The organism is Spongiactinospora sp. TRM90649 (assembly GCF_029382225.1).
Lineage (GTDB): Bacteria > Actinomycetota > Actinomycetes > Streptosporangiales > Streptosporangiaceae > Spongiactinospora.
This window is the reverse complement of the sequence record NZ_JARLTC010000025.1, coordinates 36,685-63,082: the sequence shown is the minus strand read 5'-3', so window position 1 is coordinate 63,082 and position 26,398 is coordinate 36,685. Positions and strand designations below refer to the sequence as shown.

21 protein-coding genes and 1 pseudogene are annotated in these 26,398 nt (G+C 71.8%); 12 read left to right on the top strand and 10 right to left on the bottom strand.

Annotation, left to right across the window (positions count from 1 at the left end; genetic code table 11):
• Positions 1-6: 6 nt before the first annotated feature.
• Complete coding sequence (locus P3X83_RS26045) at positions 7-771, bottom strand: hypothetical protein (RefSeq protein ID WP_277307844.1); 765 nt, start codon at positions 769-771, stop codon at positions 7-9.
• A gap of 342 nt (positions 772-1,113) precedes the next feature.
• Here P3X83_RS26045 and P3X83_RS26040 point away from each other — a divergent pair, with 342 nt between their 5' ends.
• From P3X83_RS26040 to P3X83_RS26030, 3 genes are all read left to right on the top strand, one after another.
• A complete protein-coding gene (locus P3X83_RS26040) occupies positions 1,114-1,788 on the top strand; it encodes a TetR family transcriptional regulator (RefSeq protein ID WP_277307843.1) in 675 nt (224 codons plus the stop codon).
• A gap of 91 nt (positions 1,789-1,879) precedes the next feature.
• Positions 1,880-2,653, top strand: coding sequence for a DUF4239 domain-containing protein (locus P3X83_RS26035; protein ID WP_277307842.1), 774 nt, complete (start codon positions 1,880-1,882; stop codon positions 2,651-2,653).
• Positions 2,654-3,658: 1,005 nt separating this feature from the next.
• Positions 3,659-6,076: a M4 family metallopeptidase gene (locus P3X83_RS26030; protein WP_277307841.1), complete on the top strand. Its 2,418-nt coding sequence runs from the start codon at positions 3,659-3,661 to the stop codon at positions 6,074-6,076.
• A 29-nt stretch (positions 6,077-6,105) separates the two neighbouring features.
• Here P3X83_RS26030 and P3X83_RS26025 read toward each other — a convergent pair whose 3' ends face one another.
• The gene (locus P3X83_RS26025) at positions 6,106-6,840 is read right to left on the bottom strand and encodes a hypothetical protein (RefSeq protein WP_277307840.1); all 735 of its coding nucleotides are present in this window, start codon (positions 6,838-6,840) and stop codon (positions 6,106-6,108) included.
• Between the two features lie 616 nt (positions 6,841-7,456).
• Between P3X83_RS26025 and P3X83_RS26020 the strand changes: the two genes are divergently transcribed.
• On the top strand, positions 7,457-7,810 hold the full coding sequence (locus P3X83_RS26020; protein WP_277307839.1) for a YkvA family protein: 354 nt from the start codon (positions 7,457-7,459) through the stop codon (positions 7,808-7,810).
• Between the two features lie 70 nt (positions 7,811-7,880).
• Here P3X83_RS26020 and P3X83_RS26015 read toward each other — a convergent pair whose 3' ends face one another.
• Complete coding sequence (locus P3X83_RS26015; protein ID WP_277307838.1) at positions 7,881-9,077, bottom strand: amidohydrolase family protein; 1,197 nt, start codon at positions 9,075-9,077, stop codon at positions 7,881-7,883.
• Positions 9,078-9,227: 150 nt separating this feature from the next.
• Between P3X83_RS26015 and P3X83_RS26010 the strand changes: the two genes are divergently transcribed.
• Positions 9,228-10,022, top strand: coding sequence for a hypothetical protein (locus P3X83_RS26010; RefSeq protein ID WP_277307837.1), 795 nt, complete (start codon positions 9,228-9,230; stop codon positions 10,020-10,022).
• Here the strand turns inward: P3X83_RS26010 and P3X83_RS26005 are convergent.
• On the bottom strand, positions 9,948-10,769 hold the full coding sequence (locus P3X83_RS26005) for an SURF1 family protein (protein WP_277307836.1): 822 nt from the start codon (positions 10,767-10,769) through the stop codon (positions 9,948-9,950). The two genes, P3X83_RS26010 and P3X83_RS26005, sit on opposite strands and share 75 nt — an antisense overlap.
• Positions 10,770-10,773: 4 nt before the next feature.
• A complete protein-coding gene (locus tag P3X83_RS26000; RefSeq protein ID WP_277307835.1) occupies positions 10,774-11,256 on the bottom strand; it encodes a helix-turn-helix domain-containing protein in 483 nt (160 codons plus the stop codon).
• 86 nt (positions 11,257-11,342) lie between these two features.
• Here P3X83_RS26000 and P3X83_RS25995 point away from each other — a divergent pair, with 86 nt between their 5' ends.
• From P3X83_RS25995 to P3X83_RS25985, 3 genes are all read left to right on the top strand, one after another.
• Entirely contained in the window at positions 11,343-11,858 is a 516-nt protein-coding gene (locus P3X83_RS25995; RefSeq protein ID WP_277307834.1) for a GNAT family N-acetyltransferase, read from the top strand.
• Positions 11,859-11,916: 58 nt separating this feature from the next.
• On the top strand, positions 11,917-12,522 hold the full coding sequence (locus P3X83_RS25990; RefSeq protein ID WP_277307833.1) for a TetR/AcrR family transcriptional regulator: 606 nt from the start codon (positions 11,917-11,919) through the stop codon (positions 12,520-12,522).
• A gap of 555 nt (positions 12,523-13,077) precedes the next feature.
• On the top strand, positions 13,078-14,496 hold the full coding sequence (locus tag P3X83_RS25985) for a methyltransferase (protein ID WP_277307964.1): 1,419 nt from the start codon (positions 13,078-13,080) through the stop codon (positions 14,494-14,496).
• A 418-nt stretch (positions 14,497-14,914) separates the two neighbouring features.
• On the opposite strand, the gene P3X83_RS25980 is transcribed toward P3X83_RS25985, so the two are convergent.
• Positions 14,915-17,965: an AfsR/SARP family transcriptional regulator gene (locus P3X83_RS25980; protein ID WP_277307832.1), complete on the bottom strand. Its 3,051-nt coding sequence runs from the start codon at positions 17,963-17,965 to the stop codon at positions 14,915-14,917.
• Positions 17,966-18,412: 447 nt separating this feature from the next.
• On the opposite strand from P3X83_RS25980, the gene P3X83_RS25975 reads away from it, so the two are divergent.
• Positions 18,413-18,922 carry a hypothetical protein gene (locus P3X83_RS25975; protein ID WP_277307831.1) on the top strand — a complete coding sequence of 170 codons (510 nt, stop codon included), beginning with the start codon at positions 18,413-18,415 and terminating at the stop codon, positions 18,920-18,922.
• 120 nt (positions 18,923-19,042) lie between these two features.
• Here P3X83_RS25975 and P3X83_RS25970 read toward each other — a convergent pair whose 3' ends face one another.
• Positions 19,043-20,341 carry a pyridoxal phosphate-dependent aminotransferase gene (locus tag P3X83_RS25970; protein WP_277307830.1) on the bottom strand — a complete coding sequence of 433 codons (1,299 nt, stop codon included), beginning with the start codon at positions 20,339-20,341 and terminating at the stop codon, positions 19,043-19,045.
• 100 nt (positions 20,342-20,441) lie between these two features.
• On the opposite strand from P3X83_RS25970, the gene P3X83_RS25965 reads away from it, so the two are divergent.
• The 3 genes and pseudogenes from P3X83_RS25965 to P3X83_RS25955 form a co-directional block, all read left to right on the top strand.
• Positions 20,442-21,383 (top strand): LysR family transcriptional regulator, encoded by a 942-nt coding sequence (locus P3X83_RS25965; protein WP_277307829.1) that lies wholly within the window; start codon positions 20,442-20,444, stop codon positions 21,381-21,383.
• 10 nt (positions 21,384-21,393) lie between these two features.
• Entirely contained in the window at positions 21,394-22,065 is a 672-nt protein-coding gene (locus P3X83_RS25960) for a ribonuclease HII (protein ID WP_277307828.1), read from the top strand.
• A gap of 25 nt (positions 22,066-22,090) precedes the next feature.
• Positions 22,091-22,957 (top strand): annotated as a pseudogene (locus P3X83_RS25955) (LLM class flavin-dependent oxidoreductase); the annotation flags it as partial.
• Between the two features lie 159 nt (positions 22,958-23,116).
• Here the strand turns inward: P3X83_RS25955 and P3X83_RS25950 are convergent.
• The 3 genes from P3X83_RS25950 to P3X83_RS25940 all read right to left on the bottom strand — a co-directional run bounded on the left by P3X83_RS25950 (position 23,117) and on the right by P3X83_RS25940 (position 25,797).
• On the bottom strand, positions 23,117-23,503 hold the full coding sequence (locus P3X83_RS25950) for an SCO5389 family protein (RefSeq protein WP_277307963.1): 387 nt from the start codon (positions 23,501-23,503) through the stop codon (positions 23,117-23,119).
• A gap of 67 nt (positions 23,504-23,570) precedes the next feature.
• Complete coding sequence (locus tag P3X83_RS25945; protein WP_277307827.1) at positions 23,571-24,575, bottom strand: ATP-binding protein; 1,005 nt, start codon at positions 24,573-24,575, stop codon at positions 23,571-23,573.
• A gap of 163 nt (positions 24,576-24,738) precedes the next feature.
• Complete coding sequence (locus tag P3X83_RS25940; protein WP_277307826.1) at positions 24,739-25,797, bottom strand: WD40 repeat domain-containing protein; 1,059 nt, start codon at positions 25,795-25,797, stop codon at positions 24,739-24,741.
• Positions 25,798-26,398 lie beyond the last annotated feature (601 nt).

Genomic DNA, 26,398 nt, shown 5'->3' with positions numbered 1-26,398 from the left:
GGGCGATCACCGGAACAGGATGTCCCAGTGGTCGCTCTCTCTGGCGTAGACGTCGCCGCTCGGGCCGCGGTAGAGGCGCGCTCCGTCCCCACGCACGCTGTAGAGCGGGTAGTTGTGGGTGATGAAGCGGTCCACGCAGGCGTTGAGGGTGATGTCCAGTTTGTATCCATTTCCGTGGCTGAACGGGCCGGGCGCGTGACCGGCCTCGGTGCCTCCGGTGATCTTGATCGGGCACTGGCTGCTCTTGCGCAGCGCGATCACGGAGGAGATGGTGCCCGCGCGCACGGAGGCGAGCGAGGTGCAGGAACGCACGTCGCGATCGACGCACCCGCCCGACGAATGCCACTTCACCCCGGCCCGCTTGACGCGCCGCATGGCGGTGCGGTGGGCGAGCCGTACGGCGCCGGCCTTGGCGCGGGCCGCTTTGGCGCGGGACCGTTTCGCGTTCCCGGTGGCCTCCCCGGTCGCCCGAGTGCGCATCCGGGCGGCGTAGACCGACCGGGTGGCCGCCGTGGCTCCCGTGGCTCTGGTGGCCGCTCCGGCGGAGTGGGTCGTCCGGCCGTGGTTGAGTGCCTGGACGGCCTCGGCCACCTGTGCCGCCCGCACCGGCTCGACGGTCCCGATGGGCGGGGCCGTCCCCAGTGCGGAGTCCGCGGGCAGTACCTCGGCCAGGTCGAACGTGAGCTCCGGGACGGGCTCGGCGACCGGCTGGTCGCCGTCCGGCATGTACGGCACGTGCGGCACATGCGACATGTATGGCATGTGTGGCATGTACGACATCCCGGACGTGCCCGGTCTTCCGGCCGGGTCCGTTCCCGTATCCGTCCCCGTGCCGGCGGCGACGCGGGCGTGTGCGGCGTCGGCTCCTGCCGGGGTCGGCGCGATGATGGAAGTCTGTACGGCGAGCAACAAACACGCGGCGAACCGCACGGGCCCCCGTTTGCAGGGACTGGTCCCCATGTTGATCCCTTTTCGCGGATTGCCCTTCCGCAGGAGGATCAATCCCACGTTTCCGGCGGACTGAGTCCTGGGGGGCGCGAGTCTTTGCGGTGCGCTGGTGATCACCGTTAGGGTTCATGACCGAGCAGGGGGACGGGACGTACAGTGACGAACGTGGTTGAACCGACCCAACGGAACCGAGGTTCGGAGGCAACCCGCCAGCTCATCGTCGAGACGGCGCTACGCCTCTTCCGCGCCCGGGGCTACGAGGCCACGACAATGCGCGCCATCGCCGCCGAGGCCGGTATCTCCGTGGGAAACGCCTACTACTATTTCGCCTCCAAAGAGGCGCTGATCCAGGCGTACTACGACCGCGCCCAGGAGAAGCACGAGGAGGCATGCCAGGAGGTACTGGCCGCCGAGACCTCGCTGGAGGCGCGCCTGTCCGGCGTGCTGCGGGCGTGGGTCCGGGTGTCGGAGCCGTACCACGAGTTCGCGGTCAAGTTCTTCAAACACGCGGCGGAGCCGAGCAATCCGCTCAGTCCGTTCAGCGCCGAGTCCAGTCCGTCGCGCGAGGCGTCGATCGCCATCTACCGGCAGGTCGTCGAAGGATCCGCCGACCGGATGGACAAGGAACTGCGGGCCGAACTGCCGGAACTGCTGTGGCTGATGTCCATGGGCGTGGTGCTGTTCTGGGTGCACGACACCTCGCCGGACTGCGCGCGCTCGTACCGGCTGATCGAGATGACGGTGCCGCTCGTGGTCCGTCTCGTGGGCCTGTCTCATTTGCCGGGCTTGCGGGGAGTTACCCGCGACTTCATCGCCGCAGTTCACGAGCTGCGCACCTGAATCTGGTGGACCTCGCCGAAACGCGAGAAATCGCGTACTCGTGCGATTACCCTCAGTAGTCTCACCGTTGGTGTGCGCTTGGGAGGTCCCCATGGGCTGGGTCAGTATCGCCGCGTCGGCCGCGTTCGTGATCCTGGTTCTGATGATCGTCACCTTGAGGAAGAAGGGACAGGACAACGAGGAACAGCGGTTCGGCGCGGTCGACTTCGCGGCCAACCTCGCCCTCGCGGTCTACCTGCTGGTCCTCGCCTACGCCGTCGTGCTGTGCAAGGACGCCGTCACCGCCGCGGCCAGCGACGCCGCGGCGGAGAGCGAGACCCTGACCGAGCTGTACTGGGCGGTCTCGCCCATCCCGGAGGCCGCGGCCGTCAAGACGCAGGTCCGCGAGTACACCACCCAGTCGATCACCCTCGACTGGCCGCTGATGACCGACGACGAACTGTCGCCGCTGCCCGACCGCACGCTCGACGAGATCCGCGGCACCCTGCTGCGCATGCGCCCGGCCGACGACACCCACGAGAACCTCCGCCAGGAGGCCCTCGCCCGCGCGTCCGAACTCAGCCACGCCCGCACGGTCCGCGCCGAAGACGCCGGAAACCGGCTCGAAGACGTCTTCATGATCTCCATGGCCATCTCCGGTGCCCTGGTGATCGCCATGCCCTGGACCCTCGGCATCCGCCCCAGCTTCGCCACCGCGGTGAGCGACGCGATCCGGGTGACGGTGGTCGTGGTCGGCGTCATCTTCGTCCAGCTCAGCAGCCACCCATACAGCGGCCTCAACGCGGTCGAGCCGACGGCCTTCCACACGGCCCTCCAGCAATACGACCGCATAGACCGCCAACTAGCGGTCCCACCCCAGGGCTGACCCCTTTTGGCCACGGGGGGCTTGCGGGTTCCTGCCGCCAACAGCGGCCCGTTGAGCGCGTGCCGCGCGGAGCCGGGGGAGGGCATTGCCATTGAGCGTCGCGAGTGTGCGGGTTCCGAGTGTGGTGCCCTCGCTCGCTTGCGATGAGGGTTCGCCTGCCGACCGGCTTTCGTCATCTCGCCGTACGTCACCCTCTGTGAAGATCGGCGGATGAAAGTCCACCGTGTCAGAGACGGCGCCATGCCGAATTCGACTGCTCGATAAGGAATGGTGCGACCCCTCTGGCCGAAATGGCCGACTGTGCAAATTGTGTGGCCTGCAAAGAATTGGGTTCGGGCTTGGTGGTCGTCTCCAGATATTCAATGACCGGGCGCAAGCGTCGGGCGAAGCCTGACATTAGAAGAACAGTCCGAGCGGGAGCGAGGGGCATTGGGTGCGCGGTAGCGCGGGCTTCGCCGGAGGCGGTGCAACGCCTGGAGGCGGGACGACACCCGGCGATGGTCGCCCAAGTGCGTCCCGCCGGGAGCGGCCGGTCCGCCTTGGCGGGACGTAGGGTTCCGCCGCTCCGCAGAGCGGAGCACATCTAGTACAGCAGCGGAACACCCTGGCAGGCCCGGATGGCGTCCCGTCGAGTCGTGTGACTACGGGATCGTGGTGCCGGGCGAAGATCCGGTCCTCGGACGGCAGCGGCTGTCGGTGGTCAACCGCCCATCGTGGAGTTCGGCAGGACGGCACCCACGGGGGACGCCTCAAGGTGGTGCTTTCGCTCGTCTGCGGCCCGTTCAGTGAACCGATCTGCCGCACATCAGCACCGGTAGCGGAAAGTCCCTATTTCCGTAGTCGCCATCAGGCGGTGTTATGGAAAGGCGTAGGGTGGGCAGTTTTCACGCCCGCTGTCAATTTGAGTGAAGCTCGGTCGATGAGGCTCTCCTCGGTCCTCGGTGAAGGATCTCGTGAGAGGGGTCAGCGCGAATGAAACGCATGGCGAGCAGCGGGATCTTATCCATGTTGACGGGTACCGCGATGGTGGTGGCCTTGGTGTCGCCGCCGGGCGCCGCCGCCGGCTCACAGGCCGGGGGAGCGGCACTGGCCGCGCCGGCCGTACGCGCTGCGGGGTCGGTCGCGCTCACCGCGCCTGGACCCGAATCCGCTGCCGCGTCCCCCACGGACGCGCCGCCGGATGAGAAGGCCAGAGCGCGGGCCCTGGATCTCGCTCGCCGGACCTTGTCCGGTGGTGGGCATGCGGCGGTCGAGCGGTCGCCGGATGACCGGTTCGGGGAGCCCAAGATCGTATTCGGCGCCGGCGGGCTTCAGTTTCTCTCCTTCCCACGCACCCACCATGGCCTGCCGGTCTACGGCGGCGACGTCAACTTCATGATCAGCCGTGACGGCCGGAACCTGCTCTACACCACCTCGGCCCAGCGAGCCGAGATCGATGTGCCGGTCACGCCCGCCATCGACAAGGCCCAGGCGTCGTCGATCGCACGCGCCGGGACCGGCAGCGGTGGAGGCGTCGCCGTCCGATCCGCTCGCCTGGTGGTCCACGCGACCGGGGCGACCCCGCGGACGGCCTGGGAGGTCACCGCCGAAGGGATGAGCCGGGACGGCGTGCCCACCCGGCCGCACGTGTTCGTCGACGCCGCCAACGGCAAGGTCCTGGATACCTGGGACGATGTCAGGCGCGGCGTCGGCCACTCCAACTACAACGGCGACCCGGTCGACATCGACACCACCGCCACCGACTCCGCGTACACGCTGACCGACCCGCTGCGTCCCGGCATCCGGTGCGGCCCCGTCAGCGGGACCTTCGACGGCGCGGACGACGACTGGGGCAACGGCTCGGGCACCGACCCGGAGACCGCGTGCGTGGACACGCTCTTCGGGGTCCAGCACGAGTGGGACATGCTGAGCGCATGGACCGGCCGTAACGGGATCGACGGCAAGGGCAATGGTTTTCCCGCCAGGGTGGGCTTCGACATGCCCAACGCCACCTGGTCCGGCACCGAGGTGAACCTGGGCCGTAACGTGGCCGGGACCAAGCAGACCACGTCCCTCGACGTGGTCGGCCACGAGTACGGGCACGCGGTCTTCCAGACCTCCGGTTCCGGCGGGGCCGGCGGCGGTGGCTGGACGGCCGCGCTGAACGAGTCCACCGGGGACATCCTCGGCGCCATGCTGGAGCACTACGTCGGGCATCCGGACACGCTTGACGAGCCCGACTACCTGGTCGGCGAAGAGGTCGACCTGCTGGGCACCGGGCCGGTCCGCAACATGTACGACCCGTCGCAGATCAACGGCCACGTGAGCTGCTACAACCCGAACCCGCCCGCGCCGGACCCGCATGCGGGGGCCGGGCTGCTGAACCACTGGTTCTACCTGCTAGCCGAGGGCTCCGACCCGACCAACGGCAACCCGGCCAGCCCGACCTGCAACCGGTCACGGGTGGATGGGATCGGGATCCAGAAGGCCGGGAGGATCTTCGTCAACGCCCTCCAGCTCAAGACCGCCGGGTGGGGTCCGGGCGAGGCCCGGATCGCGACGGTGCTGCTCGCGTACACGCTCTTCCCCCGCTCCTGCAAGGAGGCGGGCGCGGTCAAGGCCGCCTGGGAGGCGCTGTGGGTGTCCAGCCAGCCGGGCGAACCCATTTACGAGTGCTGGCCGTTCGAGATGAGGTTGGAGTCTTCCCAGGGCACGACGCCGGCCGGGGGGTCGGTCCAGGTCTGGATCGAGACGCTGGCCTGGCTGGACCCGCCGGCGGTGATCACCATGTCGTCCGGCCGGCTCCCGGACGGGATCAGCTTGTTCATCTTCCCGCCCCAGATCACGGCGGGCGAGCGCGCCCTCGCGCAGATCTGGACCCGGCCCGACTTTCGCCCTGGTCGCTATCCGATCGAGTTCATCGGCACGGTGGGTAGTTTCTATCAGATCGCCCGGTTCGAGCTGACTGTGACGGAGCCGCCGCCGAAGCTCGAAATTACGGTCGATCCGGCCACGCTGACCCTCGACCGCGATTTGAAGGGCACGGCGACACTCTCCACGAAATCGATGAGCGGGCCCCCGGCCACCTACCGGCTGACCGTTGAGAACGGCGCCCCCGATGGGTTGACGGCGGCCCTGGATCCGACGGAGATCACCCCGGGGCAGGGTTCCACGGTCACGGTCGCGGCGACGCGGGCCACTCCACCGGGAACGTATCCACTGACCTTCTGGGCCATCGGCCCCGCTATGTCGGCATCGGCGACATTGACGGTCAAGGTCCCGGCACCGGAACCTGCCCCGAAGGCGTGGCGGCCATGGACCCGCTACAAGGCCGGTGACCTGGTGACGTACGACGGCCACCGCTATCGCTGCCGCCAGACCCACACTTCGCAACCGGGACGGACCCCACCGAGGACACCAGCCCTCTGGTCACTCCTGCCCTGACGGGGGCCGTGCCCCGATCCGGGGCCCGGTCAGCGGCGGCGGCGCGCGGCTCCGGCGGCGCCCGCCGCGACGGTGGAGACGATCACGACGGTGAAGACGACGACGATCGTGTTCCGGTCGATGGGCGCCCGGCGGTCGGCGAACCGGTCCAGGACCGATCCGTGGGCGCGGTAGGACATCGTCGGTGTCGGTGTCGGTGTCGGTGTCGGTGTCGGTGTCGGTGTCGGTGTCGGCGTGGGCGTCGGGCTGGGTGAGGGGGACGGCGTCGGCCGTACGGCGGGACGCGCGACCGGAGGCGGCGTCGGTGTCGGCGGCTCCACGGGCGGCGGCGGTTCCGGGGACGGCTTCGGCGGGGGTGGAGGCGTCGGCGGCTCGGGCGGAGGCGTCGGCGAGGGCTTCGGCGGTGTCGGCGGGTGGCCAGGCTCGGAGATGGTGGGCGGCTTGGGCGGTTCACCGGGCTCAGAGGTCTGCGGAGGCTCCGGCGGTGGGTCGGTCGGGGTCTTGGGCGGATGATCGTCGGGGTGCGGGCACGGCTTGAGCGGCAGGTGGATGTGGATCGACACCTCCGGCGGCTCCGGGTGCCCGAGCCGGACTTGCAGTATGGGGTGCGCGGACGCTGCTCCTCCGGGGTCGTAGACGGGTGCCGGAACCCGCCCTGCGGCCACGACTCCATCGGCCCGCCGGGCGCTCTCCATGCGTGCCCCGGAGGCCCGCCGTACCGGTGTCGCGGCACCGGAACCGGCCACCGGCCGGAACGGACGCATGAGCAACGTGGTAAATGCGACGCTCCCCGGGCCGAGGGCGGCGGCTGGAGGAGAGGTGCGCGCGTGGGGGGCGGAGTGCCCTTCCCAGGGGCCCGGGCCGCTCGCCGAAGGGGTCGGGGCGCAGGCCGCCGCGAGGAACCCGGCCGCCAGTACCGCGCCCGCCAAAGCCCCACCACGCCGCCCGCCCGCCGCCCCGCCCCGGCGTCCGGCAAGACCCGCGTACGGCGCGGGTTGGGTGGGGAGGTCACGCGGCGTCGGGGCGGGGGAAGCGGGGAAGGGAGGCGGGGTGGGGGGTGCCGTCAGGGGGGACTCGGGTCGCTCATCGTGTCCCGGACCGCTGGGCCTCGAACCGTCGCGCGCATCGTGCCGCGATCCGTTGGGCATCGGACCGTTGGGGCCGGGGTGTGCCGCCGAGGGTGGGGCGGGGGGCCCGGGAGTGGGGGTGGTCCTCCTGCGGTGGGTCACTTTGTGTTTGTAACACATCACGTAATGCGATGCTCCGGGTTCTTGGGAAATCCTTGGGGCACTGCCTTCGCCGGAACCGCGAAGGGCCTGCCGGGCGTTATGTCAAGGAGCGGCGGGGTAAATCGCCGGGGGACTCTCTGGAGGTGTCACGATGGCGAAAGTCGCGCGCGGGGCGGCGTTACTGCGGGCCTATCGGGAGGGCAGCCGGGCCGGGTCGGTGGGGCCGCTGACGCGGCTGCGGGCCGTTCCGAGGCTGGTCGGGAGCGTGCTGCGGGGCACCTACCCCGGGATGGCCAAGGGGAAGCTGGCCATGATGGGCCTGGGCGTGGTCTACATGATCTCGCCGATCGACGTCATCCCCGACTTCCTGCTGCTGATCGGCGTGGCCGACGACTTCGGGGTCTTCCTGTGGCTGATGACCTCGCTGCTCGGTGAGAGCGGCCGGTTCGTCGACTGGGAGCGCACCCGGCACGGGGTGCCGGTGAATCAGATCAGGACGCCATGACCGCCGACGCCGGCCGACGCCGACAGCGGCTCCGGACCGTTCCCGGCCGGAGCCCCGGTGCCGCGCGGGCTCAGAGTTCCTCCATGCGCAGCCAGGCCCGGGAGGGCAGGGGGTGCCCGAACAGGCGGGCGGCGTTGCCGTAGGCGACCCGGGCGATGTCGGCGGGCGGCAGGGTGCCGAGGTTGCGCGCGACGGCCCGCTGGGTGTCGGGCCAGGTGGAGTCGGAGTGCGGGTAGCCGCTTTCCAGCAACACATGGTCGAGGCCGACCGCGAGGCGGACCCCCGACAGCGCGTGGTCGTTGAGCGTGCCGAAGTAGAAGTTGCGGCGCAGCACCTCGCTCGGCTTGAGCCCGCCCTCCCAGGAGGTCTCGCCCGCCACGGGGTGGTCGAGCGCGTAGTCGGCGCGCTCGGCGAGCATCGGCAGCCATCCGACGCCGCCCTCGACGATCAGGATGCGCAGCGCGGGGAAGCGCAGCGGCACGCCGGACCACAGCCAGTCGGCGCAGGCGAACATGGCGCTCGTCGGCATCAGGGTGGTGATCGCCTCGATCGGGGTGTCGGGCGACGGCACGGGCGCCCAGGACGCGGCGCCGGTGTGCAGGCACACCACGGTGCCGGTCTCCTCGCAGGCCGCGAGCAGGGGGTCCCAGTGGCCGGAGTGGATCGACGGCAGGCGCAACCGGGTCGGGAACTCGGGGAAGACCACGCCCTTGAAGCCGCGGGCGGCGTTGGCGCGGATCTCCTTGGCGGCGATCTCGGGGTCGGACAGCCAGGGGAGCTGGAGGGCGATCATCCGCTCGGGGTAGGTGCCCGCCCAGACCTCGACGTGCCAGTCGTTCCACGCCTGCAGCACGGCCAGTCCGAGGTCCTGGTCGCGGGTCTTGGAGAACACCATTCCGGCCTGTCCGGCGAGCATGCCGGGGAAGCAGAGCGCGGCCCAGATACCGGCGCGGTCCATGTCCTCGACCCGGGCCTCGATGTCGTGGCAGCCGAGGCGCATGTGCTCGAACCGTACGGGGTCGAGGGTCCACTGCTCACGCGGAAGCCCCGCGCCGACGTCGAGCCCGGCGCAGGGGTAGGTGGCTCCGCCGTAGCGCCACACCTGATGGCCCGCCTCGGTCTCGACGACCTTAGGGGCCAGTTCGGCGTATTTCTCGGGCAGCCTGTCCTCGAACATGTCGGGCGGCTCGATAAGGTGATCGTCGGCCGAGACGATCACGTAGTCGCGCCGCCTCGGCTCCGGGTCGGGAAGCAGCGGCGAAGTCACATGGGAAACCGTATGACGCTGGCATCACACAGAACAAGCTGGGAGGTCTCCGGTTGGTATCCGTTCCTTCACCACTGGGGCCCGATCGCGGCCGGTGAGGGCCCGGACGACCAGGCCTCACGTGATGGGAATCACCGACCGGAGCGGGCTTTGCGCGCTGTGTCGCGGCGCGCGCCCGCCGTCGCGCTGTGGGGGCTGCTGGCGTCGCTCTGTATCGCGTTCTTCGCGGTGACGGTGAACGGGTCACCGGCGCCCGCGCCGATCGGGCGGCTGGAGGCGGACCTCCGGGCGGGCGCCGTGGAGACGTTGGTGGTGTCGGGGGTGTGGCCCGCTTACGGGGATCTGGTCTGGTCCACGGGGCCCACGTCGTGGTGGCGGGTGTTCGGTGAGCCGGAGCCGGAAGTGTGGCGGCCGGAGACGTCGGGGCTGGACGACGCGCGGCTGGACGCGGTCCGCGCGGGGTACTTCGGCCCGCTGGTCGCGGCGGCCGAGGCGGGCGGGCGTCCCTTCCGGGTGGCGGACGAGGCCGCGGGCCGTCCCGGCCCGGATTCGAACGGACGGCTGGCGCAGGAACTCGGCGCGCGAGGCTCACTCCCCGGGGAGGCGGCTCAGGGAGCCGCAGGCGGGGCCGTACGCCCCGTGGAGGTCGTGGAGCGGGCGCCCGGGGGTTCGTGGGCCACGGCGGAGTTGTGGCGCCTCTGGCCGCCGCTCGCGCCGTTCGGGACGGCCGCCGCCGGGGTGACCCTCATGCTGATGCTGTTCGCGCCCGGCGGCCCGCCCCACGCGACCCGCTGGGCGTGGCTGTGGCTGTTCCTGAGCGGCTACGGCATGCCGCTCTACGTCGCGGCCCTGCTGGCGCGGCTGCCGCGCTCAGCCCGGCCGCTCGACGGACGCCAGGGGTTCGTCCTCGCGTTCCTCGCCGTCGTGCCCACCCTCCTGCTGTGAGCGGCGGTCGGCGACCTCGCGGCGGATCAGCAGGAGCCAGCCGCCGATGGCGATGGCGATGAACAGCCACCACTGCACGCCGTACGCGAGGTTGAGGCCGCCGCCCGCGCCGACGTCGGGCGCGGGCACCGGGGCGGGGGCCTTGGCGGGGGCCGGGCTCTGCTCGGTCAGCTCGACGTAGCCGTCCATGATCCGGTACGGCAGGCCCGCCCCGATCGCCGCCGTGTCGATCAGCAGCACCTGGCCGGGCGGCAGGCCGGGCCGGTTGCGCAGGCCGGAGCGTTCTTCGGTCTCGCCGAGCCGGAGGCGTCCGGTGACGGTGACCTGCCCGGTGGGCGGCGGTGGCACCTGGGGCTGGGTGTCGGCGGTCTCGCCCGCCGGAACCCAGCCACGGTTGACGATCACGGCCTGGCCCTGCCCGGTGACGAGCGGGGTGAGCACGTAGAAGCCGGTCATGCCGTCCTGCGGGCGGCGGCGTACCAGGAGCCCGTGGGACGCGTCGAAGGTGCCGGACACCCGCACCGTGCGGTGCTGGTCGGCCTCGCGTACGGCGGGTCCGCCGGGTGCGGCCAGCTCTGCCAGCGGCACGGGGGGCGCGGCGAGGTTGGCGGTGATCCGGTGACTCGAATCGGAGCGCTCCTCGTAGCGTCCGAACTGCCACTGCCCCAGGAACACGAAGGACGGGATGACCAGCAGCACCACCAGGTGCAACACCAGCCATCTAGGGGTCAGCAGGAACCGGTACACGAAATCAGGGTAGGCGCCGGGCCCCTCGCCCCCGGCGTGGGGTCACCTGGCGCGGCGACTCGACCTCGTGGCCGGCGGAGCAGCGCATGCGCAGGTCGACGGGCGCGCCGCAGTCGCGGTGGGTCAGCACCACGGAGGGCTCGCGGCCCTCGATGGCGTAGTGGTCGCCCCACTTCATCAGGGCGATGAGGATGGGGTAGAGGTCGAGGCCCTTCTGGGTGAGCCGGTATTCGTGGCGCACCCGTTGCCCGGGGTCCTGGTAGGGGACCTTGCGCAGCAGGCCCTCCTCGACCAGGCGGGCCAGGCGGGCGCTGAGCACCTGGCGCGGGGCGCCGGTGCCGGTCAGCATGTCGGCGAACCGGCGGACGCCCGCGAACGCCTCGCGCAGGACGAGGAAGGTCCACTTCTCCCCGACGACGGCCAGGGTGGCCTCGATGGAGCATTCGCCCTGGCGGAAGGGCACGTCAGAGGTCGTGGTCGGTGCCATGCCCGCATCGTAGGTCGTCACGCGGCCCGCTCCAATCTCTCTGGGTCTACTTGACATACTCAGATGGTTCGGGCGAGGCTGAGTCAGTGAACGAAACTCAGGTGCGGCCCGTGGCGCCAGGCGACGAGGAGAGGGTCCGCGCGTTCGTCGCGGGACTGTCGGCGGACACCGCGGCGGGGCGGTTCTTCGCGCCGATCTCTCCGACCGGCCCGACCGCGGACGCGCTGGTGCGCGTGATGTGCGCCGTGGACGGCCGATGTGACGCGCTTCTGGCCGTCCGGCCGCGCACCGGGGAGGTGGTCGGCCACGCCATGGGCTTCCGCGAGTCGCCGGACGCGCCGCTGGAGATCGCCGCCGTGGTGGCCGACGCCTGGCAGGGACGCGGCCACGGCACGAGGCTCGTCGAGGAACTGCTCGCCCGCGCGGACGGCGTGACGGGGCTCCGGATGGACGTACGCGCCGACGCCCGCCGGGTGCTCGCGGTGATCCACGCCCGCTGGCCGGACGCGACCACGCGGATGTCGGGCGGCGTGATCGAGATCGCCGTGCGGTTCGCCCCCGTGGAGACCGCCGAACCCGGAGCCGTGCTGGTGAGGGTATAGGTCGGGTCGCGACTGCGGCGTTTGCGGAGCAACCTTCTGCTACTTCACCATTGTGCTCGTGAAGAGTGTCAAGAGCGGACGCGACGGCCGTACCCGGATCATCGACGGCGCGTTGCGCCGTTTCAGCCAGGACGGCGTGTCGGCCACCACGCTCGCCAGCCTCCGGGAGGAGAGCGGCGTCAGCGTCGGTAGCTTCTACCACCACTTCGCCAGCAAAGAGCACGTCTTCGGAGTGCTCTACGCCGAGATCCTGACGATGTACCAGGACGCCTTCCTCGGCGAGCTGATGCGGCACGACGACGCCAGGGCCGGCATCGAGGCCATCGTGACCTTTCACATGACCTGGTGCGGCGACCACCCGGATCGGGCCCGCCTGCTGATCAGCGAGCGTCCGCCGCGCCGCGAGGAGCCGGGGGGCGCGGAGGTGGGCGACGCCCGCCGCGCGTTCTTCCGCAAGGTCGCCGAGTGGTGGCGTCCGCACATGAAGGCGGGGCTGCTCCAGCCGGTGCCCCCGACCATGTGCTACGTGCTGTGGCTCGGGCCGGCCCAGGAGATGTGCCGGCTGTGGTTCGCCGGGGCGCACCACCCGACCGCCGAGGAGATCGCCGCGCTGTGCGGGGCGGCCTGGCACAGCCTGCGGCAGCCGTCCGCCGAGCTCACCTGAAGCGGCACCCGAAGAGACCGGGGCTCAGAAGGAGCACCGTGCCCCGGCCGGTCGCCGCGACCTGGTCGGCACCCGCCAGACCTTCTGGTCCAGCGAGATGTCGAGCCGGAGGTCCTGGCGCCGGCGACGCAGGCCGGGCACGCGAACCCGGTCGTGGACGTCGAAACGCCCGTGACCGGTATATCCGAATCCCAGCTCACCCGGTAGAACACGAAGGTCATCCTGGTTCCCACAGTGCGGACAGGTCCACGCGACGAGGTCTGTCCCACGGTGGTAGTCGTGGCAGGCGCGGAAGTACTCATCGGGCAGGAACCGGGAGTCGCAAGCCAGGCAGGGGATCATCATCTGGGATCCACTCCAAGGTCGTACGGGTGAGATGCGGCCACCGGACCACATGTACAGCGGTCCGCTTGCCGACGGCTTGCAGGCCGCTTTCGCCGTAGTGTGACAGGACCGGCGCTCCCGGTGAAACATGAGCGCGCGAACGCGTTGGCGCGGAGATGAGGGAAAGTGCCAGAGCAGGCGTCCGATGAGGCGTTGGCACGGTTGCGCGACATGCTGACCGGCCACGGATACACCCTCGACGGCGTGCGCGACCGCCTCGGCGACACCGCCGCCGCCGCGCTCGCCAGGGAAGAGCTCATACCGGCCCTGAGGGCCACGCGTGACGGCGATCCGCTCGCCGCCCTGATCCGGCTGTGGTGGCTGGGCACGGCCGTCCCGGAGGGCGCGCTGCCCGCCTCGGACGGGCTGTGGCGCGAACTGGCCGGGGCGGGGCTGGTGGCGGCGGGCGAGGGCGGCGCGCTGCGCGCGACCGTCCATCTCCAGCCGTGGGAGACCGGCGGATACGTCGTGTCCGACCGCAAGGTACGGCCGGGCGATCCGCCGCTGCGGCCCGACCACGTGGTGGGCGCGGGCGGGGCGTCGGCCAACCTGGCCCAGCTCGTCTCGCGGCGGCCCGCCGGGCGCGCGCTCGACCTGGGCACCGGCTGCGGCGTCCAGGTCCTGCATCTGGCGAATGGCCGGGCCGGGCAGGTCGTGGCGACCGACGTCAACCCGCGCGCCCTGGCCATGGCCCGGCTGAGCTGGCGGCTGTCCGGCATCACCACGGGGGTCGAGGCCCGCGAGGGGTCGATGTTCGACCCGGTCGAGGACGAGCGGTTCGACCTGGTGGTGTCCAACCCGCCGTTCGTCATCGCCCCGGCCGACGGCCTGACCTACCGGGCCGCGCGCGCCGACGCCGACGCCTTCTGCCGCGATCTCGTCCGCCGCGCCCCGCGTCACCTCGCGCCGGGCGGGCGCTGCCACCTGCTGGCCAACTGGTTGCACGTCAAGGGCGAGGACTGGCGTGACCGCGTCGGCGGCTGGCTGGCCGAGACCGGCTGCGACGGCTGGGCCGTCCAGCGCGACGCGCAGGACCCCGCCGAGTACGTCGAGCTGTGGCTGCGCGACTCCGCCGAGCAGGGCGGCCCCGGCTACCGCGCGCGCTACGACGCCTGGCTCGACCGCCTCGCCGCGATGGACGTCACCGGCATCGGCTTCGGCTGGATCACCCTGCACGCCTCGGGCACCCTCGATCCCGTGGTGCGGGTGGAGGAGCTGACCCAGCGGGTGGAGCTGCCGGTGGGCGGCTACGTGGACGACGTCCTCGGCTCGATCGCCGCCGCGCACCGGATCGGCGACGACGAACTGCTCGCGGCCCGGCTCACGGTCGCCGACGGCGTCGTCGAGGAGCGGATCGGCCCGCCCGGGGCCGAGGATCCGGCGCGTATCCTGTTGCGTCAGACGCGCGGGCTGTGCCGGGTCGCCCCGGTCGGTACGGCAGAGGCCGCACTCGCCGGCGTCTGCGACGGCGATCTGCCCCTGGGCCCGCTGCTCGGCGCGATCGCCGAGCTGACCGGCACCGAGACGCCCGCCGGAGTGCCCGAAGCGGTCAGGTCACTGGTCGCCGAAGGCTTCCTCCGCGTCCCCTGACCGCGCTCGTATCGGCCGCGAAGGGTGCTCTGACCCGCTGTTTCATCGGCTGTTGATTCGACGTTGACCCTTGCCAGCGACGCTTTCGCCATGGGTACGGACCTTGGGGGGTTCGAGGGCCGTACCTGGGTCCGGCCGGCCGCCGGAGTGAGGCGGCTAGCCGTCGTATGGCGCATCCGGTAATCCGGGCCCCCTAGCGGCATGCGGCGGTAAGGCGGCTGGTCGGGCCGCCTTGCGAGAAAGGGATACGGAGTGACGACGGCCCGGCGGCAACGGGGTGGAACGCAGCCGCCGGGCCCGCGCCGGAAGACCGGAAGATCGGCGAACCGGGAGACAGGACGGGAGCATCGTGATCAACCACGTGCGGATGACACGTCTCGACGACGACCTGTTCGCCGGGCTGGACGACGCTCGCTGCTCAGGTGCCGGCGGTCCCCATGCTCCCGACGGTTCCGGCCTGGTCGACCTGGTTGAGTTCGAGCAGGACGCGCAGGTCACCGGCCTCGGGTGCGCCGAGACGGACGAAGATGTCGTAGCCGCGGCGCAGGCACTCCCGGCTGCGGGAGGCGTCGCCGAGACCGGCGAGGGCCTTGCCGAGGACCGCGAGTGACAGCGCCTCGCCGTACGGGTGGCCGATCTCCCGGCTGACCGTCAGCGCCTGCTCGGCGTGCCGTACGGCGTCGCCGAACCGGCGCGCGGCGATGAACGTCTCCGCGAGCCGGCAGCACACCCGCTGCTCCCAGACCCGCTGGTTACTGGCACGGAAGAAGGCGAGGCACTCGGCATGGTGATGGACCGCCTCGTTCAGCCTGCCGACCTTGGACAGCACGATGCCCAGGTGGTAGCGGGCGCGCGCGGTGCCCGCCCCGCTGCCGATCTCGGTGAAGATGGCCAGGCCCCGCTCGGCGGCGGCGATGGCGTCGTCGGCGTGGCCGAGCCCGAGGTGGTCGCGCACGGAGTAGCTGAGCACCAGGGCCTCACCGGCGGGCGCGTCCATCTCGCGGTAGACCTTCATCGCCGCCTCGAAGTGGGCCAGCGCCTCGTGGTGGCGGCGCTGCCGTCCGGCCACGACGGCCAGGGCGTTCAGGGTCTCGCCGTACACGATCCGTTCGCCGGTCGATTCGGCCAGGTCGAGAGCGGTGCGGAACTGCTCCTCGGAGTCGCCGAGGCGGTCGCCGCCGAACAGCACCCGGCCGAGGATGTAGCGGGCGCGGACCTCGCTGCGGGCGTCGCCCGCCCGGTTCGCGGCGGCGAGCGCCTGGCGGGTGTGGCGCTCCAGCTCCCTGCCGTGGGTGCCGGACTCCAGCAGCGGTTCCATGGCAAGCAGCAGGTCGGCGGCGGGCAGCATCGGACGGCCCGGCGTCGCCGCGGCCTGGGCGATCACCGCGAACAGCGCGTCGGCCTCGACCGTCAGCCAGGCGACCGCCTCGTCGGCGGAGGCGAACGCCCGCCCGGTGGCCGAGACCGTGAAGCCGTCGGAGACCCGGCTGCCCTCGTAGCCGAGCCGGTGGGCCTCCTTGGCGGTGGCCAGGTAGAAGTCGAGCAGCCTGGCGAGGGCCTGCTCGCGGGCCTCGGGGTGCTCGCTGCTCTCCGCCTCGCGCCGCGCGTACAGGCGCAGCAGGTCGTGGAAGCGGTACCGGCCGGGGGCGGGGGCCTCCAGCAGGCTGGCGTCGACCAGCGACTCCAGCAGGTCCTCGGCCTCCATCGGCGCGCGGTCCAGCAGCGCGGCGGCGGCCGCGGCCGAGATGTCGGGGCCGGTGGTCAGCGACAGCAGCCGGAACGCGCGCGCCTGTGCGGGGTCGAGCTGGTTGTAGCCGAGGGCGAAGGTGGCGTCCACGGCCAGCGTGCCCACCCGCAGCTCGTCCAGGCGGCGGCGCTGGTCGGCCAGGCGGGGCACCAGCGAGGCGACCGTCCAGGAGGGGCGGGCGGCCAGCCGGGCCGCCACGATCCGGACGGCCAGCGGCAGGAACCCGCACGCCGCCACGACGTCCATGGCGGCGGCGCGCTCGGCCGCCACCCGCTCGGCCCCGGCGACGGCGGCGAACAGCGACAGCGCCTCGGTCGGCTCCATCACGTCGAGGTCGATCAGCCGGGCGCCCGGCAGGTCGGCCAGCTTGGCCCGGCTGGTGACGATCGCGGCGCAGCCGGGGGCGCCCGGCAGCAGCGGGCTGACCTGCCCGGTGCTGTGCGCGTTGTCGAGCAGGACGAGCATCCGGCGGTCGGCCAGCAGCGAGCGGTACAGCGCGGAGCGTTCGGCGGTGCCCTCGGGGATGATGTCGGGCGGCATGCCGAGGGCGCGCAGGAAGGCGGCCAGCGCGGTGTGCGGGGTGGTGCGCTCGGCGCCGTGGCCGCGCATGTCCACGTAGAGCTGGCCGTCGGGGAACAGGTCGCCGGCGGCGTGCGCGACGTGCACGGCGAGCGCGGTCTTGCCCACACCCCCTATTCCGCAGACGGCCGCCACGGCGACGCCGCCTTCGGGGACGGCCTCGCCCGGTTCGCCCTCACCGGCCAGCAGCGCGCGCAGCCGGTTCACCACCTGGCGGCGGCCGGTGAAATCGCTCACCGCGGCGGGAAGCTGGGCGGGGCGGGGGAGTTCCTCCTCGTCGGCCGGGTCGGCGGGCTCCCCGGCGTCGGCGGCCTCGGCGGGGCGTGCCGCCTCGGCGTGCCCGGCCGTGGGCGGGGCGAGCAGCGTGGGGTCGGCGGCCAGGATGCGCTGGTGCAGGGCGGTCAGCTCGGGGCCGGGGTCCACGCCCAGCTCCTCGATGAGCGCCTCGCGGGTGTCGGTGAAGACGGAGAGGGCGTCGGCCTGCCGTCCGCAGCGGTAGAAGGCCAGCATGAGGTGGGCGCGCAGCCGTTCGCGCAGCGGGTGGTCGGCGGTGAGCGCGATCAGCTCGGAGACGACCTCGTCGTGGCGGCCGAGGCGCAGGTCGAGGTCCATCAGCGTCTCGACGACGGTCATCCGGCGCTCGGCCAGCCGGTCGCGCTGGTGCTCGGCGTACGGGCCGACGGCCCCGGCCAGCGGCTCGCCGCCGGACAGCTCAAGCGCGTCGCGCAGCAGCCCGGCGGCCTCCTCCAGGCGCCCGGCCCGGCGGGCCGTCTCGGCCTGGGCGATGTGCCGGCCGAAGACCGTGAGGTCGAGCGTGCCCTCCGGAAGTCGCAGAGCGTAACCCTTGCCGACCGACGTGAGCAGCTCCGGACGGCTGCGCGGGGAACGATCCGGCTCCAGCACCGCACGCAGCCGCGACACGTACGTGCGCAGCGCGCCGAGCGCCCGGGGTGGCGCGTCCTCGCCCCAGACCGCGTCGATCATTTCCGTCGGGGTGACCGCGCGACCTTCTCTGAGCAGCAGCATCGCCAGAATGGAGCGCTGCAGAGGCGTGCCCAGATCGAGTTCTTCCGCGTCGCGCCACGCCCGCACAGGACCGAGTACGGCGAAGCGCAACCCGGCTTCTGTGCTTTGAACCGCCATGTTGCACGTCCCCGCCGCTAATGGGAAGTTTTACGGCCAAATGATAGATCCTCGCGTGCACAGGCCAAAGGATCGGCCTGGAGCGCGCCCGTGGGATCGGTGTCACTCTTCGTTGATCGGCTGTTGATCTGCCGTTGAACCGGCCGGGTGAAGCTGAGTGCGAAGTCGAGGACATGGCCCCGTTCGACGGGGGCGGTCGTGTTCCCGCATATGCCCTTCATAGACGACGGGGCCCGCAAAACCATGCGGGTCCCGTTCCCGTTTTCCAGGGGGTTCGACCCTCCGGCGAAGGCTTGCAAGTCATATTCAACCGGCCGATAGCGCACTGCAGGTGACCGTCAACGGGGTGTAAGCGCGGTGCAGGCGGGCGGGGTTACCAATATCTCAGCACCCCGGCGACGGGGACGACCGCAAGACAGCCTCTCCCGTCCTCTCTAGGAGATCACGATGCGCCGCACCACCCGCAACCTGCTCGGCCTCGCCGCCGTCACCGCGACCGCCCTGGCGATCGCCCTCCCCGCGACCACCTCCGCCTCCGCCGCCGTCACCGCGGCGCCGGCCTCGGCCACGACCGCCACGAGCTCGTTCGACGACTTCTGGGGCTACTACTACTCGAAGCGGTACGACGGCGACTCGCGCGCCAAGGCCCGTGGCCGCGTCTGGACCGGCGGCGACGACCGCGTGCACGTCTCCGGCAAGCTCTACGACAAGGGCTCGCCGTGGTGGCTGTGCGGCTACGTGCAGGTCAAGTTCGAGAACGCCGACGGCGACGAGTGGATCAGGTGGGCCCGCAAGTGCGGTTCCTCCGGCTACACCAGCTTCCACTTCGCGGGTGAGGACGTCGACAACGCCGCCGTCCGGGTCTGCTACTGGAACACCAAGCAGCACGCCAAGAAGTACTGCGGCCGCTGGGACTACGTCTACGAGGCCGACGAGCACGAGGACGACGAGGTCTGATCCAGGCCCGGCCCGTCAGAAGACCGATCCATCGAATCGGAACGCTCCATCCGATTGAGAAAGGCCCCGCCCGGCGCGCCACGGGCGGGGCCTTTCCGCGTCACCAGAACGTGGCGGGGATCAGCCCGCCCCGGCCACTGCCGGAACGAGGGACGGAACCGGGGTCCGCACGATCTCCGGCTTCCCGGCGAGCGCGTGCAGCGCCTCGGAGAGGTGGTCGAGCGAGGCGGCGATCCACGGCAGCACCACCGGGTCGGTGGAGCGCAGCGCGGCGAGCCGGTGCTCGGTGGTGTCGCCGTAGAGCAGGCTGGTGGCCACTCGGACGCGCAGCGCCCCCGGGTCGTCGCCGAAGGCGTCGCCGGGCAGCACGCCCACGCCGTGCCGGTCGAGCAGCAGCGCGCAGAACTCCCGGACGGTCGAGACGCCCAGGCGGTCGCGCAGGTGGGTGAGGTCCGGGTAGAGGTAGAAGCCGCCCGCGGGCTGGGCGGCCGGCACGCCGGCCCCGGCGAAGCGGGCGTGCACCGCGCGGGCCACGGCCCCGTGCAGCCGGCGGCTGTCGGCCACCCGCTGGACCACGTCGTCGGGCTCGGTGAAGGCGTAGGCGGCGGCCTGCTGGACCGGCGCGGCGGGGCTCGACCAGATCTCGCTGGCCACGGCGAGCATTCGCTCGCGCAGCGGGTAGGCGGCGTCGGGGAGCCGGGCCACGCCGATTCGCCAGCCGCCGAGGGCCAGGTTCTTGCTGAGCCCGGTGGTGATCACCGTGCGCTCTGGGGCGATGTCGGCGGGGCTGAGGTAGTCGGCGGCGGGGTCGTGGACGAGGTCGCGGTAGATCTCGTCGGAGATGATCAAAAGGTCGAGGTCGCGGGCCACCTGCACGAGTTCGCGGATGGTCTGCGGACGGGCCAGGGTGCCCGACGGGTTGTCCGGGAGGGTGACGAGCAGCGCGCCGACGTCGCGGCCCTGGCTCCGGGCCCGCAGGACGGCGTCGCGCACCCCCGCCGGGTCGGGTGCGCCTCCCTCGCCGGGACGGGTGGGCACCAGCAGCGGGCGGGCGCCGACCAGGTCGGCCTGCGCGGCGTAACTGACCCAGCTCGGCATCGGGAGCACGATGTCACCCCCGATCGCGAGCAGCAGGCCGTACAGCAATGGCTTGCTGCCGGGGCCGCAGACCACCAGGTCGGGATCGGTGGCGAGGCCGCGTCGTTCCCAATATCCGGCCGCGGCGACCCGTAGGTCGGGCGCGCCGGCAACGGGTCCGTAGCCGTTGCGCTCCGAGGCCGCGATCAAACGCCGGCGCAGGGCCGGGTGGACGGGGAGCCCGGCCTCGCCGAAGGCGAGGTTAAGGACCCGCTCGCCCGCGCGCCGTCTTCGGTCGATGTCCTCGTTGGCCGCCAAGGTGGCTGACAAGGTCACGTTCACGGGGTGCCTCCTGCTTGGTTATTCGTGCCTTTTCCCAGCGTGACTGGACACAGGCATCAGAACAAGCGAGGCTTTTCGGGGGTAGGCGTAAGGAAGTCTGATGCTTGATTTGCGTAGGTTGGCGTTGATTTGCGAGTTTGCTCGCCGGGGGAGCATCGCCGCGACCGCCATGTCGCTCGGGTACAGTCCATCGGCGGTGTCGCAGCAGCTCGCGGCCCTGGAGCGGCAGGCGGGCACCGCGCTGATCGACCGCACCGCCCGCAGCGCCGAACTGACCGACGCCGGACGCCGCCTGGTCGAGCACGCCGAGCGCATCCTGTCCATGGTCGAGGCCGCCGAATCCGACCTGTCGGCCCACGCCGCGACCCCCTCCGGCCGGGTGATGATCACCGCCTTCCCCACCGGGGCGGTCGCCTTCGCTCCCGCCCTGGCCGCCTCGCTGCGCAGGCACACCGCGCTCACCCTGCGGATGCGGCAGGCCCGCTCCGGCCGGGGGATGCGCGAGGTCGAGTCCGGCGAGGTGGACATCGCCCTCGTGGACGACTGGTACGGCCGCATCCACGAGCGCTCGGCCGACCCGCTGCGGGTCTTCCCGCTGCTGCACGACCCGCTGGTGCTGGTGGTGCCGCGCAAACACCCGATGGCCGATCCCGCCCGGCCCGTGGACCTCGCCGCGCTGCGCGACGAACCCTGGATGGCCACCCCCGAGGGGGAACCGTCCAGGATCGCCGTGGACCGCCTGCTCGCCGACGTCGGCGGCGCGCTGCCGGTGCCCTGGGAGTTCGAGGGGCTCGGCGCGATCCTCGGGCTGGTCGCCAAGGGCATCGGCATCGCCGCCGTGCCCGCGCTGGCGCTGGCCGCCGGGGTGCGCGGCGTCGTCGTGCGGGAGTTCCCCGGCGAACCGCCGGGGCGCGAGATCCTGGCCATCGCCCGCGCCTCCAGCGTCCACCGGCCCTCGGTGTCGGTCACGCTGCGGGCCATGCACGTCGCGTCGCGCCTGCTCGCGGCGGACCTGGCCCCGCTCAGCCTCGCCACGCGGTAGCGTTCCGGCCGTGAGCCCTACCTACGCCATCGAAAACCTGCTGCTGCGCGGCAGCGCCCGGCTGGTCGCCGGGATCGACGAGGTCGGCAGGGGAGCGTGGGCCGGGCCCGTGGCGGTCTGCGCGGTGGTGACCGACCTGTCCGATCCGCCCGCCGGGCTCACCGACTCCAAGCTGCTCACCGCCGCGCGCCGTACCGCGCTGGCGGCCGAGATCCAGGAGTGGGCGCCGGGCATCGGCCACGGCGAGGCGAGCGCCGCCGAGATCGACGAGGTCGGCATGACCGAGGCCCTGCGCCGCGCGGCCCGCCGCGCCCTCGACGCCCTCCCCGAACGCCCTGACGTGGTGATCCTGGACGGCAAGCACGACTACATCGGCTCGCCCTGGCCGGTCCGCTGCGAGATCAAGGCCGACCAGAGCTCGATCTCGGTGGCCGCGGCGTCCGTGCTGGCCAAGGTCCGGCGCGACGCCCACATGGGCACGCTCGGCTTCCCCGAGTACGCCTTCGCCGACAACGCCGGATATCCGTCACCCGTGCACCAGGCGGCCCTGGCCGAGCTGGGCCCCACCCCGCACCACCGGCTGTCCTGGTCCTACCTGGACGACCTGCCGCAGTGGCGGCACCGCAAGAAGCACCGCGACCCGGCCGCCGCGCAGGGCCAGCTCGGACTGTTCGCCGTCTAGCCCCCCACCTCCCGCCGGAGGAACGATGAACCAGACCCGTCAGGCACGCGCCGGAGTGTTTCTGCTGGCCGCGAGGTTCCCCGGCATGACGGCCGGGCAGGTGCTCGCCGACACGGTCGAGGCGATCGTGGCGGCGGAGGCCGCCGGATTCGATGACGCGTGGATCGCCGAGCACCACTTCATGTCCTACGGCGTGTGCCCGTCGGCGGTCACGCTGGCCGGGCTGGCGCTCGGCCGTACCTCGCGGATCCGGGTCGGCACGGCGGTGAGCGTGCTGTCCAGCCGGCACCCGGTGGCGCTGGCAGAGGAGGCGGCGGTGCTGCATCACGCCTCGGGCGGCCGGTTCGTGCTCGGCGTCGGACGCGGCGGGCCGTGGACCGACCTGGAGGTGTTCGGCACCGGGCTCGACCGGTTCGAGAGAGGCTTCCCCGAATCGCTCGACCTGCTGTGCGCCGCGCTGACCCGGGACCGGGTGGGCGCCGACGGCGAGTTCTTCCGGTTCCGCGAGGTGCCGATGTCACCCGGCGGCGACGGCATGCCGCCGCCGCTCGTGGCCTGCACGTCACCCGGGACGGTCGCGCTGGCCGCCGCCCGCGGCCTGCCGATGTTGCTCGGCCTGCACATCGGCGACGAGGAGAAGGCCGCGCTGATCGCCGACTACCGGCGTATCGGAGCCGCTGGGGTCTCCGGGGCCTCCGGCGTCGAGCATGTGGCGGCGGTGGTCGGCCATGTCGCCGACACCACCGAGCGGGCGGTGGCCGAGCTGACGGCCGCCATGCCCGGCTGGCTGGAACCGGGGCTGGCCGGATACGTGCCGGTGGACGGCCGGTCCATTCCCGAACGCGACATCGCCGCCTACGTTGACCTGCTCTGCCGCATCCACCCCGTCGGCTCCCCCGACCACTGCGTCGAGAAGATCACCCGCACCTACCGGCGCACCGGCCTGCGGCACCTCGTCTACATGGTCGAGGGGGGGGGGGGCCCCCCCCCCCCCCCCCCTCGACACCATCGCGCGGCTCGGGGCCGAAGTGCTGCCCCGGGTGCGCCGCGCCTAGCAGTCCACCAGCTCCGGCTTCTGGTTCAGGATCTGCGCCCTGGGCGTGACGAAGTCACGCAGGGCCTCGGTGGCGGTGGGGTCGAAGACGGCGACACGGTGACAGTTCTGGAAGGCCAGGCGCACACCGAAGTGACGCTCCAGCGCGCCGCGCATCGAGTCACTCGCCAGGCACCGCAGGAGCTGGCCGCGGGCGGCCTCGTCCGGCGGCGGTGTCTGGTTGTCGGTGAACGCGGCGCCCGTCCGGTCACGCCGTTCGGCCAGTTCGCTGATCACCGACCACGCGTAGGGGAGCGAGTCGCGGACGCAGGCGATGAACGCCGCGTCATCGACCTCCCCCGCCCTGGCCTGGTCGAGCAGATCGTTGGGAACGGTCAGCGACATTGCTGGGTCTCCTTCCGGAAGGGACTGATTTCGACGCTAGGTAAGGCTGGGTGATCACTCCAGATGGCTACGGGGCGACACTCATGTGCGCGGGCTTGCCGAGCTGTGCCGGAATGGGACGGTTCCGCGCCTGTGCGGGACCGAACACGAACCCCGGATCGACCTGGTCGGCGAGGTCTTCCCCGACCGCGCGGTTGGCCCAGGCGGCGGCGTTGCGCAGGTGGAACTCGACCGCCTGCCGTCCGAACCGGTCCCAGTCCTTCTGCTGGGCGTCGAGGTTGCGCAGCAGGACGGCCAGCGCCGCCACGTTGGCGGGCTCCAGGTCGCCGAGCACGAACGGCCTGCCCTGTTCGAGCGCCCGGACGGCCCTGCTGTGCTGGAACCAGACCAGCAGGTCGTCGCCCACGTGGTCGCGCAGGAACTCGACGTCCTCCTCGCCCTGGACCTTGTTGCCCACGACGGCGACGCGCACGCCGTACTCGGCCGCGTAGTCGCGGTACTGGCGGTAGACGCCCACGCCCTGGCGGGTCGGCTCGGCCACCAGGTAGGTGAGGTCGAACCGGGTGAACAGGCCGGAGGCGAAGGAGTCGGCCCCGGCCGTCATGTCCACCACGACGTATTCACCGTGGCCGTCTACCAGGTGGTTGAGGTACAGCTCGACGGCGCCGACCTTGGAGTGGTAGCAGGCCACCCCGAGGTCGTCCTCGTCGAACGGCCCGGTCACCATCAGGCCGGGCCCCTCCGGGGTGGTCATGGAGAAGCGCTGGTGGATCGGATCGGACGCCTCGGCGATCTTCAGGAGCCGGGAGCCCCGGCCGGGCGGCGTGGTCTTGACCATCGCGTCGGCCGAGGTGATGCGGGGGTTGTCGCCCCGCAGGTACTCCTTGATCTCCTTCAGATGGGTGCCCATCGGGCGCGGGGTCTCCTCGGCGCCGAGGACCATGCCGAGGTGCTGGTTGATGTCGGCGTCGATCGCGACCACCGGCGCCCCGCGGCCCGCGACATATCTCGCGAACAGCGCTGACATGGTGGTCTTGCCGCTACCGCCCTTGCCGACGAAGGCTACGCGCACGCGGAGTCACTCCCCGATCCGACATCGATTATGAAAACCGTTTCTGCAACGGTTGGATGAATCATGCCACGCCGAGGCCGTGCTGTCGTCCCCCTTCGGGTGATCTCGGCGCGCCGCGTCTCCCACGCGGGCGTGTCACCGGCGTGTCGTCAGCGTGTGTCGGCTATTGGGGTCTACGGGAGATACGCCACAACCTGGCGGTCTTGTCCGTCCCGCAGGTGGCCACCACGGTCTGGCGCGGGCTGAAGGCCACCGCACGGACCCGGCCGACGTGACCGACCAGCGGCGGCAGCACCCGCTCACCGCGCGCGTCACCCAGCCACACCGTCGGATCGACCTCCCCATGCGGCTCGGGCCCGTGCATCGCGCCGACCGCCAGGATTTCGCCGTCCCACCCGATCGCCACCTGCCGGTAGTCACCGGCGGGCGTCTGGAAGACGACATCGGGCTGGTGATGGACCACCAGGCGCTCCTCCGGGGACACCAGGGGGATGTTCCAAGCCCGCACGCTCCCGGTGGGGGCGCGCACCACGACATCGGCGAGTCCGTGGGCCGGGGAGTCCTTGGCGAACAGTTGGCAGCCCTGGCCCTGGAAGGTGGCGAGGGTCTTCTCCCGGGACATGTTCCGCAGCCACACCCGCTCCTGGTCGGAGTGCACGGCCAGGAGCTCGCCGTCCGAGGTGAAGATGAGCGGGCTCTGGTCGGGGAACGGGCAGGTGAACCGGGCGATCGACCGGCCGGTGGCGGTGTCCCACAACCGCGCGGTGCCGTCGCTGCTGCTGGTGGCCAGGGTCGCGCCGTCGGGGGCGAAGCGGACGCACATGATCGGGCCTGTGTGATCGCCGAGGGTGGCGGCGCGTTTCATGGTCCGCGTGTCCCACAGCCGGACGATCTCGTCGCGGCTCGTGGTGACCAGCGTACGGCCGTCGGGGGAGAAGACCGGATCCGCGGCGTCGGTGTGCCCCTTCAGGACGGTGATCAGCCGGCTGGTGGCCATGTCCCACAGCCGCACGGTGCCGTCCTGGCTGCCGGTGGCCAGCACGCGCCCGTCCGGGCTGAAGACCACCGAGTACACGTAGTGGGTGTGACCGCCGAGCGTGGCGACCGGCTTCATCGTGGTCAAATCCCACAAGCGGGCGGTCCCATCCAGACTGCTGGTGGCCAGCACCCGCCCGTGCGGGCTGAACGCGACGTTCCAGAGTTCGTCAGGATGCTCGAACACGGCGTAAGCGGCAGTGGCGGTCGCGGTCGTGCTTGTCCTGGACGCCGTACCGGCCGTGCGCGCCGACGCCACAGAGCGCGGCGGAGACTTCAACGCGTTGGCCAACGCCACCAACGCCGGCACCCCCGCCATCGCCCCCACCCCCAACGCCGCCAACAACACCCGCCGCCGCGCCACCACCCGCTCCCCTTCCCCACCACCCCGCGGAGCGGCCCCCACGTCTCCCCCGGCGATGCTATCCGCCTCTCCAACGCGACCGCCCGTAGAACGTGCGCCCCGTGGCTCGGCCTCGGCGTCTCGCCCGGCTACGGCCTCGCCCAGCTCGGTCGCCATGGCGGGTCCGGCCTCCTGGACAGGTACGTCCCTGGGGACGGCGGGCGTGGGTTCCACACCTCGGGTGTCCGCAGTCGCGCCTCTCGCACCCCAGGCGGTCACCGCCGGAGGGTGAGGCGCGGGAGCCGCGCGCCTGTTGGTCGCCGCCGTGGTCTCGGTGCCCCAAGAGACGGCGGCCTCAGATTCCGCACCCCGGGCGTCCGCAGACGTGGTGCCCGCACCCCGGCCGTTCGTGGGCGTGGTGCCCGCGCTCACGGTGTCCGCAGGC

Coding starts and splice junctions, on each gene's coding strand:
- P3X83_RS26045 (WP_277307844.1), bottom strand. CDS start 771: ATGCCACACATGCCATACATGTCGCATGTGCCGCACGTGCCGTACATG.
- P3X83_RS26035 (WP_277307842.1), top strand. CDS start 1,880: ATGGGCTGGGTCAGTATCGCCGCGTCGGCCGCGTTCGTGATCCTGGTT.
- P3X83_RS26030 (WP_277307841.1), top strand. CDS start 3,659: ATGTTGACGGGTACCGCGATGGTGGTGGCCTTGGTGTCGCCGCCGGGC.
- P3X83_RS26025 (WP_277307840.1), bottom strand. CDS start 6,840: ATGCGTCCGTTCCGGCCGGTGGCCGGTTCCGGTGCCGCGACACCGGTA.
- P3X83_RS26020 (WP_277307839.1), top strand. CDS start 7,457: ATGGCGAAAGTCGCGCGCGGGGCGGCGTTACTGCGGGCCTATCGGGAG.
- P3X83_RS26000 (WP_277307835.1), bottom strand. CDS start 11,256: ATGGCACCGACCACGACCTCTGACGTGCCCTTCCGCCAGGGCGAATGC.
- P3X83_RS25985 (WP_277307964.1), top strand. CDS start 13,078: ATGCTGACCGGCCACGGATACACCCTCGACGGCGTGCGCGACCGCCTC.
- P3X83_RS25980 (WP_277307832.1), bottom strand. CDS start 17,965: ATGGCGGTTCAAAGCACAGAAGCCGGGTTGCGCTTCGCCGTACTCGGT.
- P3X83_RS25975 (WP_277307831.1), top strand. CDS start 18,413: ATGCGCCGCACCACCCGCAACCTGCTCGGCCTCGCCGCCGTCACCGCG.
- P3X83_RS25965 (WP_277307829.1), top strand. CDS start 20,442: ATGCTTGATTTGCGTAGGTTGGCGTTGATTTGCGAGTTTGCTCGCCGG.
- P3X83_RS25950 (WP_277307963.1), bottom strand. CDS start 23,503: ATGTCGCTGACCGTTCCCAACGATCTGCTCGACCAGGCCAGGGCGGGG.